Here is a 12571-nt window from a genome sequence, read left to right as displayed (position 1 = left end):
GCTCAGAGCTCGGTCTTCTCGCGCGTGGTCAGGCCGTACTTGCCGGCGATCGCGTTCCAGTACTTGGCGGCCTGCTCCTTGGCGGTGGTCGCCTCCCCGCTCGCGCGGTTGCCCGCCGCCTGGTGCGAGGTGGTGCGGGCGTGGCCCTTGCGGCAGCCCCGCTTGCCCGCCACCTGGTCCGCCCACGAGGCGTAGTGGTTGTCGGCCGACGCGGACGCCTTCCAGGCCCTGTTGAGGGAGGCGGTCAGCTGCTCGTGGGAAGGGAGCTCGTCGACGTCCAGCTCGGCGAGCCGGGTGACCAGGCCGTTGCGCTGCCTGGCGGCGTCGCGCAGGTCCTTCGCCGACTGGCCGAGGTTGTCGCACTTGCCCACGTTGCGTACGGAGGCGATCACCGTCGCGCGGCTGTTGTTGCTGTCGGCCAGGAGCTTGTCCAGGGCGACGGCCTGCGCCTTGGCGGGGTCGGCGGACGGCGAGGGCTCGTCGGCGGGGGCGGACGCGGAGACGGGCTTGCCCTCGTCCGCGTCGTCGTCACCGCCGCCGGAGCTCAGGAGCGCGCCCGCGCCGACGCCGAGCACGGCGATGCCGACGCCGACGGCGATGATCAGGGGCACCTTCGAGCCGGTGCGGCTGCGGCCGCCGTGGCCGCCGTCGCCCTGCGCGGGCGCCGCCGGAGCGGGGGCGCGAGCGGGCGTGGGCGCGGGGGCCGCGGGCGCCGGGGCGTCGAAGCGGGGCATCTGCTGGGTGGACGCGGGCCCCTCGGCCTCCGGCTCGGTGCGGAAGAGGCTGTCGAACTCGGCGGGCGGCTGCCGGTCGCCGGGGGCGCCGGGGCGGATGCCGTAGGGCGCGGTGGCCGGCTCGGGCGGCGTGCCGTGTCCGACGGGGCCGCTGTTGCCGGGGACGGGCGCGATGAACTGCGTGGGCTCGCTGTCCGACGCGGCGGCGGGGCCGGCGGGCGTGGCACGGCCGAGGAACTGCGTGGCGTCGGCGACGGGCGCCTCGGGCGGCAGAGCGCCGGGGGCCACCGGGGGGATGTACTGCGTGGCACCGTCGTCCATGGCCCCCTGGCCACCGAACGCCTGGCCGCCGGGCAGGGGACCACCCGCCGGGGGGCCGCCGGGCATGGGGCCACTGCTCGGTATCGGCGCTATGTACTGTGTGGCGCCGTCATCCATGGCCCCCGGGCCGCCCGGCATGGGACCACTGCCCGGTATGGGTGCTATGTACTGCGTCGCGTCGGCGTCCGGTCCCGTGGCGGCCGGCGGCAGCGGCATGCTCTGCCCGCCGTACCCCTGCTGACCGCCGTACGAGGCGTCCCCGTGGCCGGGCTGGGCCGCGTGCGCGCCCTGGGCCGGCGGCCCGGCGTGCGCTCCATGGCTCTGCTGCGCCGGCTGTGCGCCCTGGGCGGGCGGCCCGGCGTGTGCTCCGCGCCCGTGCCGGCCGCCGCCCTGGGCGGCGTACGGGTCCTGGGGAGCCGCGTAGGGCTCCGGCGCGCCGTAGCCCTGCTGCGGGTAGCCGTAGCCCTGGGCGGGCGGCGGGGTCGCGCCCTCGGGGGGCAGCGGAATGCCCTGGGCGGGCTGCTGCGCCGGGGCGCCCCAGGCCTCGCCCTGGCCGGGCTGCGGCGGGCTCGTCGTGTCGGGCCCCCAGGGACTGCCCCACGGGGTGCCGCCCGCCGGGGTGGCTTCCGGGGTGGTTTGCCGGCCGGCGGTACCGGGCAGCAGCGGCTCACTGCCGTCCGCGGGCAGCACGACGCCCTCATGGGCTTGCCGGGCCGCGGGCTGCCGCGGATCGGAGGAAGCAGCGCCCTGACCGCTCTGCTGCGTCACCGGGACTCCTACGTATGGGGGACCTACGGAACCGTCGGCTCACGCTACCGGGTCGCCACAGCCCTTAGCCACGCAGCTCTGAGCGGAGCAGTCCGCTCGACGTCGGCAGTAACAATTCCTCCCGCTCAGGCGCTGTTTACTGGATGAAGATCCTTTGAGGCCCGCTACAGGACCGCGCACGCGCGCGTGGGTCACGCCGCCTGTAGCTCGACGCGGGAGCCGAACTCCCTGACCACCGGCTCGTCGCGGTACGGCTCAAGGCGCTGCTGGAGGTCCTCCAGGTACTCGGCGCCGCGGTTCGAGCGCAGGGTGCCGAGGAGCTCGACGGCCCGCAGACCCGTGTGGCAGGCCTGTTCGACCTCGCGGCGCTGCACCTGGGCCGTGGCCAGCAGGACGAGGCCGATCGCGCGCCGCCTGGCCCGGGTCTCCGGGTGCCCGTCGAGGGACTCCTGCGCGCTGCGGGCGGCGGCGTCCGCCTGGCCGAGGTCACGGTGACAATGCGCCAATTCATCGGCCAGATACGCGTGGTCGAAGTGCCTGATCCAGACGGGGTCGTCGCCCGCCTCCTCCTCGCCCGCCGCCCGGTCCATCGCCTCGACGGCGCGGCCCGCCACCGACTGCGTCGCCCGCGCGTCCCCGAGCAGGGCGTGGCCGCGCGCCTCGGCGGCGTAGAACATGGCCTCCGCGCGGGGTGTGACCCGCCCGCGCGTCCCCTCCTGTGCGGCCCGTGCGAGCTGCGCGATCTCGCGCGGGTTCCCGAGCTGGGCGGCGAGGTGACTCATCGAGGCGGCCAGCACGTACCCGCCGTACCCCCTGTCCCCGGCCGCCTGGGCCAGGCGCAGCGCCTGGATGTAGTAGCGCTGGGCGAGGCCGGGCTGCCCCGTGTCGACGGCCATGTAGCCCGCGAGCTCCGTCAACCGGGCGACGGCGGCGAACAGTTCGCGCCCGACCGCCTCCCGGTAGGAGCCTCCGAGGAGCCCGGAGACCACGGAGTTGAGGTAGTGCACGACGACGGGACGCACATGACCGCTGCCGAACTGGTGGTCCAGCTTGGTCAGCGCCTGGGTCATCGCCTGGACCGCGGCCACGTCCGGCATCCCGACGCGCGGCCCGGCGGTCCGTCCGACCTGGGAGTCCGCCGAGGAGATCAGCCAGTCGCGGCTCGGCTCGACGAGCGCGGAGGCGGCCACGGTCGAGCCGGACAGGAAGTCCCTGCGGCCCACGTCGCTGCGCCACAGCTCACAGACCTGTTCGATGGCGCCGAGCACGGTCGGCGAGAACTGGAGACCGACGCCGGAGGCGAGGTTCTTGCCGTTCGCCATGCCGATCTCGTCGATGGTGACGGTACGGCCCAGCTTGCGGCCGAGCGCCTCCGCGATGATGCCGGGCGCCCGCCCGCGCGGCTGCTGCCCGCGCAGCCAGCGGGCCACGGACGTCTTGTCGTAGCGCAGATCGAGGCCGTGCTCCGCGCCGCACATGTTGACCCTGCGGGCGAGTCCGGCGTTGGAGCAGCCGGCCTCCTGGATGAGCGCCTGCAGCCTTTCGTTGGGCTGACGCGCGACGAGCGGCCTGGCGGCCATGGCGTACCCCCTGAACGTGCACCGTGGACCTGCGGAACGGAGCGGCCGCGGCGGCCGACCCACGCTGATCAATGCCCTGGGGACAAGGTGAAGATGCGCCACGAAAGAGGCATAAGTAGCCATACGAACCGTAAGTATGGATCTGCCGTTCCCGGCTCGCTCCGAGGCGTTCTCCGACTGCCCCTGGGCTGGCTACCCGCACACGGTAGTCATTTCCCCCGCGCGCCCCCGCCCGTGCACCCATGCGCCCGACAGCAGGATCGATGCTCCTCCCCCGCCCTCGTGTGCGCCCGTAACCGGCTGTGGTGGCGGGAGTTGAGGTCTGCGTGGAAGAGACCATCGGAGTCACGTCAGCCGCGCAGATCCCGAAGCAGCGCGGAGAAGCCTTGCAGGACACAGCCGTGCGATACGCGGAGGAGCGGCACTGGGACGTCTGCGCCGGTACGTGGCTGGAATATTCCGACGGCATGGAGCGGTGCTCGTGCGGCGAGGCCGACTGCGACGCGCCCGGCGCACACCCCGCGCGCGAGGACTGGGCGGCCCAGGCCACCGGCAGCGCCACCGTGGCCCGGCGCCTGTGGCAGAAGCAGCCCAAGGCGTCGATCCTGCTGCCCACCGGGCGGACGTTCGACGCGATCGACGTGCCGGAGACCGCCGGGTTCCTCGCGCTCGCCCGTATGGAGCGGATGGAGCTCACGCTCGGCCCCGTGACCCGCACGCCCGACCGGCGCATGCAGTTCTTCGTGCTCCCCGGTGCCGCGGCCAAGAACCCCGGCCTCGTCCGCGAGCTGGGCTGGCCCCCCGCCGGCATCGACCTGACCACGCTCGGCGAGGGCGCCTACGTGGCCGCTCCCCCCACCCGCTTCGGCGCGTCCGGCGCGGTCCAGTGGGCCTGCCGCCCGACCGCCGCCAACCGCTGGCTGCCCGACTCCGAGGAGATCATCTCCCCGCTGGCGTACGCGTGCGGCAGGGAAGCACGCCGCTGAGAGCCCGACCCCTCGCGGCGACCGTGACCGACGTATCGTGCGGGAACGGTGACAGCGGCGAAGGGTGGCACGGTGACCGAAGCGGCGGCGGTACGGGTGACGGGGCTCTGGAAGCGCTTCGGCGAGCAGGTGGCCGTCGCCGGGATCGACCTGGTCCTGCCCGCGGGCAAGTTCATCGGTCTCGTCGGGCCCAACGGCGCGGGCAAGACCACCACGCTCTCCATGGTCACCGGCCTGCTCAGGCCCGATCAGGGCACCGTCGAGGTCGTCGGCCACGACGTCTGGCGTGACCCCGTGCAGGTCAAGGCCCGCATCGGCGTCCTCCCCGAGGGCCTGCGCCTCTTCGAGCGGCTCTCGGGGCGCGAACTCCTCGCGTACAACGGCAGGTTGCGCGGGCTGCCCGGCGCCGAGGTCGACAAGCGCGCCACCCAGCTCCTGGACGTGCTCGACCTCGCGGGCGCCCAGCACAAGCTCGTCGTCGACTACTCCACCGGCATGCGCAAGAAGATCGGCCTGGCGGCGGCGCTGCTGCACAACCCCGAAGTGCTGTTCCTGGACGAGCCGTTCGAGGGCGTCGACCCCGTGTCGGCCCAGACGATCCGCGGCGTCCTGGAGCGCTACACCGCCTCCGGCGCCACCGTCGTCTTCTCCTCGCACGTTATGGAGCTCGTCGAGTCGCTCTGCGACTGGATCGCCGTCATGGCCGCGGGCCGCATCCGCGCGCAGGGCACCCTCGCCGAGGTGCGCGGCACGGAGACCTCGCTGCAACGGGCGTTCCTCGAACTCGTCGGCGCGGGAGGCCGTGACGCGGGCTCCGCCCTGGACTGGCTGGGCGGCGGGCCCCGATGACCGCCGCCCCCTCCGATGCCGCCGCCGCCTCCGGGACGACCGGCACCACCGCGGGCGGCCCCGCGCTCACCGCCGTCTTCGTACGCCTGAAGCTGTCCCTGCTGCGCAACGGGCTGCGCCAGTCGGCCGGGCGCCGGGCCGCCTACATCGCCTCGATGGCCGCCGCCCTGCTCGTCGCGGCCCTCCAGTTCCTCGGCCTGGTCGTGCTGCGCGGCGACCCGCACGCCGCCACCGTCTGCGTCCTCCTCGTCGGCGTGCTCGCCCTCGGCTGGGCGGTCATGCCGCTGTTCTTCCCCGGCGGCGACGAGACGCTCGACCCCACCCGCCTGGTGATGCTGCCGCTGCGGCCACGCCCCCTCGTACGGGCGCTGCTCGTCGCGTCACTCGTGGGTATCGGCCCGCTGTTCACGCTCTGCCTGGCCGCCGGTGCGGCGATCGCGCTCGCGCACGGCGTGGCCGCGGCCGTGACCGGCGTGCTCGCGACCGCCCTCACCCTGCTCCTCTGCGTGGCCCTCGCGCGGGCCGTCGCCGCCGCCAACCTCCGCCTCCTCACCAGCCGCAAGGGCCGTGACCTCGCGGTCCTCAGCGGCCTGTTCATCGCCGTCGGGGCGCAGGTCGTCAACTTCGGGGCGCAGCGGCTCGGCTCGTCCGGCCTGGGCACCCTCGACCCCGCGGCCGACGTGGTGCGCTGGCTCCCGCCGGGCGCGGCGCTCGGCGCGGTGGACTCGGTGAGCGAGGGCGCGTACGCCACCGGGGTGGCCCAGCTCGCCCTGTCCGCGGCGGCCCTGGTGGGCCTCCTCGCGCTCTGGCAGCGCAGCCTGACCCGGCTCATGACGACGCCGGACGGCTCGACCCTGGCGGCCGCCGGACCGGAGAGGGGCACGTCCCGCTCCGCCGGCGCCCTGGGCGCGCTCCTGCCCGCCGGGCGCACCGGCACCGTCATGGAGCGCAGCCTGCGCTACGTGTGGCGCGATCCGAAGACCAAGGCCGCCTGCGTGACCTCCCTGGCCATCGGCCTGATCGTGCCGGTCTTCAACGCGTTGCAGGGCACGGGCACCGTCTACTTCGCGTGCTTCGCGGCGGGGATGCTGGGCGTCCTGATGTACAACCAGTTCGGCCAGGACACCTCGGCGTTCTGGATGGTGGCGATGACCGTCTCCACCGCCCGCGACGCCTACATGGAGCTGCGCGGCCGGTCCCTGGCCCTGCTGCTCATCACGGTGCCGTACGCCGTGCTCGTCTGCGTCCTCACCACGGCGATGCTCGGCGACTGGCCCGCCCTGCCGGAGGTCGTCGGGCTCTCCTTCGCGCTGCTCGGCGCGATGCTGGCCACGGGCGCCTGGGCGTCGGCCCGCTTCCCGTACTCGATCCCGCAGGAGGGCTACAGGAGCGTGGCGCCCGGGCAGGCGGGCCTCGCCTGGATCTCGATCTTCGGCGGCATGATCGCCGCGGCCCTGATCTGCTCCCCGGTCCTCGCGCTCACCATCTGGCTGCACGTCGCGGACGCGGCCGCCTGGAGCTGGGTGCTGCTGCCGGTGGGGGCGGTCTACGGCTACGGGATCACCGGGCTCGGCATCCGGATGGCGGCGCCCCGGGTCGCCGGGCGGCTGCCGGAGATCCTCTCCGCGGTAAGCAAGGGCTGAGAGCGGCCTGCCCCCTGCCCGGCTCCGCCCCGGTCGCCGGAAACGCAGGCGACCCGCGGGCCATGGTCCCTCCACCGGAAGGATCCGGGTGGAGGAAGCCGGCCGGACGTACCGGCGGCCCGCGGGTCGGGTGACTGCTTGGAACTGGGCCGGCCGCACGCTCGACTCACGCGCTGGTCCGGCACCGCACTGGGTGTGGTGACGGGCCGCTAGCCCGCAGCCACCTCTCGCGTCCGCAATGAAATCACTGCAGCAACACCTCCTTCCTCGAGTGCTCCACACCTTAGGAACGGGCCTCGGGGACCTCAAGCGGTTTTTCTTCGGGGTACGGTCCGGGGACCTTTTCCGACCAACTTCCGAGAACCTGCTGTGGGGTGCGTCACGTTCGAGTTGAATGATCTGACGTGCGGTACTGGCAGCTCATGAGGACGAGGACACGGCCTGCAGGGGGTTCCGGGTGAGTGCTTCACGGCGGAGCGGAACTACTGACGAACTGGGGCCCGAGGGGCCCGAGCCGGGCGGATCCGAACTGCTCGCGGCGCTGCTCGACGGGATGGACGCGGCGCTCTGCGCGTTCGACGCCGAGGGCGTGGTGACGCACTGGAACCGCGAGGCCGAGCGCATCCTCGGCTGGTCGGCGGCGGAGGCCGTGGGGCAGCGGGGCTTCTCCGGGTGGGCCGTGCGCGCCGCGGACGCCGCGGAGATCGAGGGGCGGCTGCTGTCCGCGATGGACGCGCCGGGGCGGCAGGTGCACGAGTTCGCCCTCGTGACCAAGGACGGCGGGCGGGTCCTCGTCCGCATGCAGTCCGCCGCCGTGCGGGGCGGGGACGGGAAGGCCGCGGGCGTCTACTGCGCCTTCAGCGAGGTGCACGCCCAGATCGACCTGGAACGCTCCATCGCCCTGAGCGAGGCGCTCCTGGAAACCGCCTCCTGGGGCGTCGTCGTCGTCGACGCGGACCTGCGGCCCGCCGTCGTGAACGAACACGCCGCCCGTGCGCTCGGAGTGGGGCGTACGGCGGTTCTCGGGCGGCCCCTCGCCGATCTCCTCGGGCACGGTGTCGAGGAGCTGGAGAGCGCGCTGACCCATGTCCTCGCCGAGGGGGCGCCGCCCGCCCCGGCCGAGCTGTGGGTGTCGGTGCGGACCGGCGAGGAGGAGGGCTTCGAGCGGCGGTGCTGGCGCAGCGGTTTCGTGCGGCTCGCCTCGCCGCTGACGGAGGAGCCCGTGCCGCTGGGCGTCGGCTGGCTCTTCCAGGACGTCACGGAGGCCAAGCAGAGCGCTCAGGAGGCCTCGCAGCTCCGGTTCCGCTCCCAGCAGCTGCACCGGGCGGCCCGGGCCGCCGGGGAGTGCGAGGACCCCACCGAGGCGGCCACCGTTCAGCTCGACTTCGCGCTGGCCGGGTTCGCCGACCATGCGCTGGTGGATCTCGTGGCGGGCGGGGAGCCGGTCCGTCTCGTCCGGGTCGCCGCGACGCCCGGCGGGGCGCCGGGGCCCTGCCTCCCGGTGGCCACGGCGGGGATTCCGGTGCGGTATCCGGAGGGGCATCCCGCGCCGCAGTGCGTGGAGCGGGCCGGGTCCGTGCGGGCCAGCGCGGGGGCGGCTCCGCCGGAGCGGGCGCGGGCGTGGGCCGTGGCGCGGCAGTGGCCGGAGGACTCGGTGCACGCGCTGTGTGCGGTGCTGCGGAGCCGGGGGCGGACGCTGGGTGTCGTGACGTTTCTGCGGGCGGCGGGGCGGGGGGCCTTCGAGCTCCTGGACGCGACGTACGCGGAGAGCGTGGCGGGCAGGGTGGCCGCCTCCCTGGACCTGGCGGCCACCGCCAGGCCGTAGCCCCCGCTCGGGGGCGGGATCAGTGCCGGTAGAAGATCCGCTCCCCGTACTCCTGGAAGATCCGGCCGTTCCAGTCGTGGCCCCCGTCCACGTTCCCGGACCGGAGCAGCGGCGGCTGGACGCCCCGCTCGGCGAGACACTCGACCGTGGCGGCGATCATGGCCTGCATCAGGGCGCCCGTGACGACGCCGGACGCGGGCCCGAACGGCGCGTCGACCCCGTCGAGTGACAGCTCCGCGTCCCCCACGGCGATCTTGGAGTCGACCACGACATCGCAGTGGTCCAGCAGGAAGGTCCCCGAGACGTGCCGCGAACGGGTCTCGGAGGCGTAGGCCACGGAGGTCACGCCGATGACCTTGAGGCCGAGCGCGCGGGCGTTCATCGCCATCTCCACCGGCAGCGAGTTCCGCCCCGAGAGGGAGACGATCACCAGGGCGTCGCCGGGCTTGGCGGGGCTGGAGTCCAGGACGGCTCCCGCGAGGCCGTCGACCCGCTCCAGGGCGGAGCCGAGGGTGGCGGGCATCACGTCGACGCCGACCACGCCGGGCACGGCGAGGAGGTTCACCAGGGCGAGCCCGCCCGCGCGGTAGACGATCTCCTGCGCGGCGAGCGAGGAGTGTCCCGCGCCGAAGGCGAAGAGGCGCCCGCCGGACTGGACGGCGTCGGCCAGCAGGGTGCCGGCCTCCGCGATGTTCCCGGACTCCTCGTCGCGGACTCGCTGCAACAGGTCAATGGCGGCGTCGAAGTACTGACCGGCCGTTTTGCTCTCGCTCTTCGAGCTCATTCGGATCACGTTGAGGTCTGGACCAGTGCCCTGTCAACACTGCCGTCGGGCGGTACGGGGCCGGTTTTCCCACGGCGCGGCACGGTTGTCGGTGGTATGCGTCAGAATTGAGGGCAGGGCCAGCGCACGAGCGAATTCTGAGGGGCACCCATGTCGGGGCTGATTGACACCACTGAGATGTATTTGCGCACCATCCTCGAATTGGAGGAGGAAGGTGTGGTCCCCATGCGCGCCCGGATTGCCGAGCGGCTCGACCAGAGCGGACCGACGGTGAGCCAGACCGTGGCGCGCATGGAGCGCGACGGCCTGGTGGCGGTCGCCAGCGACCGTCACCTGGAGTTCACCGAGGAGGGCCGCCGCCTGGCCACCCGCGTGATGCGCAAGCACCGCCTGGCGGAGTGCCTGCTCGTCGACGTGATCGGGCTCGAATGGGAGCAGGTGCACGCCGAGGCGTGCCGTTGGGAGCACGTGATGAGCGAGGCGGTGGAGCGCCGCGTCCTTGAGCTGCTGCGCCACCCGACCGAGTCGCCGTACGGAAACCCGATCCCGGGCCTGGAGGAGCTGGGCGAGAAGGACGGCGCGGACCCGTTCCTGGACGAGGGCATGGTCTCCCTGACCGAGCTCGACCCGGGCGCGGAGGGCAAGACGGTCGTCGTGCGCCGCATCGGCGAGCCGATCCAGACGGACGCCCAGCTGATGTACACGCTGCGGCGGGCCGGCGTGCAGCCGGGCTCCGTGGTGAGCGTGACGGAGTCGGCGGGCGGCGTGCTCGTGGGCAGCAGCGGCGAGGCCGCGGAGCTGTCCTCCGAGGTCGCTTCGCACGTCTTCGTCGCCAAGCGCTGAGGCGGGCACGGACCGCCGAGGAGACCGAGGTCAACTTCCCCCGCCGCACAGATAGTTGAAGACGGCGAGCGGGCTCCGCGAAATCTCGCGGAGTCCAAGATTCAGTGTGCGGAATTGCAGCGCACGCGCGTTTTGCGTGCGAGGCTGTCGCGAGAGGCATATGACCTGAGGGCTCTTGACCGCGTCGACGCCAGGTCTGGCCGCCCGGCCGGAGAGGGGGCAGGAGGATGTGCCCGTCTGGTGAGCGCGGGGACCCTCGCGGTGGGCGCGAGCAGGGATGCGCACAAGGCGATGGCCCCGGCGCCTTGCGGCGCCGGGGCCTGTCCTCCCCTGTGCTGACCCGGAGCCCCGAGCTCTCAGGGTCATTCCCTTCGGACCGGTTTCCCCGAGCGGCCCGTCCCCCGAGGGAGATCTCCCCTCGGCGACGCCGGTCAACCCTTGAGCGTGGTCACCCGAACGAGGGGTGTTATCGGCTATCCGCCCGCTTTCGAAAGCGAGTTCGATAGCGTGCGGTGGTGTGGGGCAGGACCAGGCAGGGATCCCGACAGAATCTAGGGGGGTGCCAGGAATCATGGTGCGGCGCATCGACGTGAGGGGTGCAGGTGGCGTACGCCTCGCCGCCTGGGAGTTCGCCGACCCTCCCAAGCTCAGGGAGGCCGAGCGGTCACCGGGCGGCGTGCTGTTGCTGCACGGCCTGATGGGCCGCGCCTCGCACTGGGCGGACACCGCCCGCTGGCTCTCCGAGCGGCACCGCGCGGTCGCCCTCGACCAGCGGGGCCACGGCCGCAGCGAGAAGCCCCCGGAGGGCCCCTACACCCGCGAGGCCTACGTGGACGACGCCGAGGCCGCCCTCGAACAGCTCGGCCTCGCGCCCGCCGTGCTCATCGGCCACTCCATGGGCGCCCTCACCGGCTGGCAGCTCGCCGCGCGCCGCCCCGATCTCGTCCGGGGCCTGATCATCTGCGACATGCGGGCCTCCGCGCTCGGCGCGGCCTCGCAGCGGGAGTGGGAGGACTGGTTCAAGTCCTGGCCCGTCCCCTTCGCCACGCTCGCCGACGTCCGCAAGTGGTTCGGCGAGGACGACCCCTGGGTCGAGCGCCCCAACCCCGCGCGCGGCGAGTTCTTCACCGAGGTGATGGCCGAGGGACCCGACGGCTGGAGTCCCGTCTTCGACCGCGCCCAGATGCTGAAGTCCCGCGAGACATGGGTGCACGACGCGCACTGGGAGGAGCTGATCCAGGTCCGCTGCCCCACGCTCGTCGTACGGGGGCTCTACGGCGACCTGGGCCGGGCCGAGTCCCAGGAGATGGTCCGCGTCCTGCCCCGCGGGGAGTACGCGGAGGTCGTGGACGCGGGGCACCTCGTCCACTACGACCGGCCGGACGCTTGGCGCGCCGCGATCGAACCGTTCCTGGACGGGGTCCTGACCGGTTAGCCCGCGGCCCACGACCCGGCCGCCCCGGCCGGCCCGGCCGTCGGGGCCGTCACGGGCTCAGGCGGTCCACCTGCCAGGCGCCGCTTCCCGCCGCGCGGACGTACCGCAGGCGGTCGTGGAGGCGGTTGCTCCGGCCCTGCCAGAACTCCACCGCCCGCGGGGTCACGCGGAAGCCGCCCCAGTTCGGCGGAGCCGGGACCTGTTCGCCCTCGGGATAGCGGGCCGCCAAGTCGGCGTAGGCGCGGTCCAGTTCCTCGCGGGAGATCAGTACGGAGGACTGGGCGCTGGCCCAGGCGCCGAGCTGGGAGCCGTGCGGGCGGGTGCGGAAGTAGGCGACCGTCTCGTCGCGGCCCACGCGCGTCGCCGTGCCGGAGACGATGACCTGGCGGGCCATGGGGTGCCAGGGGAAGAGCAGCGAGACGTACGGGTTGGCGGCCAGCTCATGGGCCTTGCGGGAGGCGTAGTTGGTGAAGAAGACGAAGCCCCGCTCGTCGAAGCCCTTCAGGAGGACCGTGCGGGAGCTCGGCCTGCCCTCGGCGTCGGCCGTGGAGACGACCATGGCGTTCGGCTCGTGCACCAGGCCCGTCTCGCGTGCCGCCTCCTTGAACCAGAGGGCGAACTGGTCCATGGGGTCGGCCGGGAGCTCGGCCTCGGCGAGCCCCGCGGTGACGTACTGCTCGCGCATGCCGGCCGGCTCGGGCAGGGGTTCGGACGAGGAGGCGCTGGAGTCGGTCACACCGCCATCCTGCCGTATGCCTCCGGGCGCCCGGCGGTCGCGCCCGCGACGGAGGTGACGTGTGGCA

The 12571-nt window shown here is 73.6% G+C and carries 10 protein-coding genes; 6 read left to right on the top strand and 4 right to left on the bottom strand.

The genetic code is table 11. The features are described 5' to 3' along the window. Window positions 1-2 precede the first annotated feature (2 nt). Both ACRAKF_RS22340 and ACRAKF_RS22335 read right to left on the bottom strand, forming a co-directional pair. Window positions 3-1823, bottom strand: a complete 1821-nt coding sequence (locus ACRAKF_RS22340) for a hypothetical protein (RefSeq protein ID WP_447039070.1) — start codon at window positions 1821-1823, stop codon at window positions 3-5. Window positions 1824-2014: 191 nt separating this feature from the next. Beyond that, complete coding sequence (locus ACRAKF_RS22335) at window positions 2015-3403, bottom strand: transcriptional regulator (RefSeq protein WP_447039069.1); 1389 nt, start codon at window positions 3401-3403, stop codon at window positions 2015-2017. A 326-nt stretch (window positions 3404-3729) separates the two neighbouring features. On the opposite strand from ACRAKF_RS22335, the gene ACRAKF_RS22330 reads away from it, so the two are divergent. From ACRAKF_RS22330 to ACRAKF_RS22315, 4 genes are all read left to right on the top strand, one after another. Next, on the top strand, window positions 3730-4389 hold the full coding sequence (locus ACRAKF_RS22330) for a bifunctional DNA primase/polymerase (RefSeq protein WP_447039068.1): 660 nt from the start codon (window positions 3730-3732) through the stop codon (window positions 4387-4389). A 48-nt stretch (window positions 4390-4437) separates the two neighbouring features. Next, window positions 4438-5238 (top strand): ABC transporter ATP-binding protein, encoded by an 801-nt coding sequence (locus tag ACRAKF_RS22325; protein WP_447039067.1) that lies wholly within the window; start codon window positions 4438-4440, stop codon window positions 5236-5238. Then, window positions 5235-6881: a transporter gene (locus ACRAKF_RS22320; protein WP_447039066.1), complete on the top strand. Its 1647-nt coding sequence runs from the start codon at window positions 5235-5237 to the stop codon at window positions 6879-6881. The genes ACRAKF_RS22325 and ACRAKF_RS22320 overlap by 4 nt, the downstream gene beginning before the upstream one ends. Window positions 6882-7338: 457 nt before the next feature. Continuing rightward, the gene (locus tag ACRAKF_RS22315; RefSeq protein WP_447039065.1) at window positions 7339-8706 is read left to right on the top strand and encodes a PAS domain-containing protein; all 1368 of its coding nucleotides are present in this window, start codon (window positions 7339-7341) and stop codon (window positions 8704-8706) included. A gap of 19 nt (window positions 8707-8725) precedes the next feature. Here the strand turns inward: ACRAKF_RS22315 and ACRAKF_RS22310 are convergent, their stop codons facing one another. Continuing rightward, the gene (locus tag ACRAKF_RS22310; RefSeq protein ID WP_447039064.1) at window positions 8726-9490 is read right to left on the bottom strand and encodes an SIS domain-containing protein; all 765 of its coding nucleotides are present in this window, start codon (window positions 9488-9490) and stop codon (window positions 8726-8728) included. A gap of 150 nt (window positions 9491-9640) precedes the next feature. On the opposite strand from ACRAKF_RS22310, the gene ACRAKF_RS22305 reads away from it, so the two are divergent. Both ACRAKF_RS22305 and ACRAKF_RS22300 read left to right on the top strand, forming a co-directional pair. Continuing rightward, complete coding sequence (locus tag ACRAKF_RS22305; protein WP_447039063.1) at window positions 9641-10333, top strand: metal-dependent transcriptional regulator; 693 nt, start codon at window positions 9641-9643, stop codon at window positions 10331-10333. Between the two features lie 571 nt (window positions 10334-10904). After that, a complete protein-coding gene (locus ACRAKF_RS22300; RefSeq protein ID WP_447039062.1) occupies window positions 10905-11768 on the top strand; it encodes an alpha/beta fold hydrolase in 864 nt (287 codons plus the stop codon). Between the two features lie 49 nt (window positions 11769-11817). Here ACRAKF_RS22300 and pdxH read toward each other — a convergent pair whose 3' ends face one another. Further along, a complete protein-coding gene (pdxH, locus tag ACRAKF_RS22295; RefSeq protein WP_447042109.1) occupies window positions 11818-12453 on the bottom strand; it encodes a pyridoxamine 5'-phosphate oxidase in 636 nt (211 codons plus the stop codon). Window positions 12454-12571 lie beyond the last annotated feature (118 nt).

The sequence above is a fragment of the Streptomyces sp. DSM 118878 genome (genome assembly GCF_052936595.1).
The sequence above is the reverse complement of the archived record's forward strand: the minus strand, read 5'-3'. Positions and strand labels throughout refer to the sequence as shown.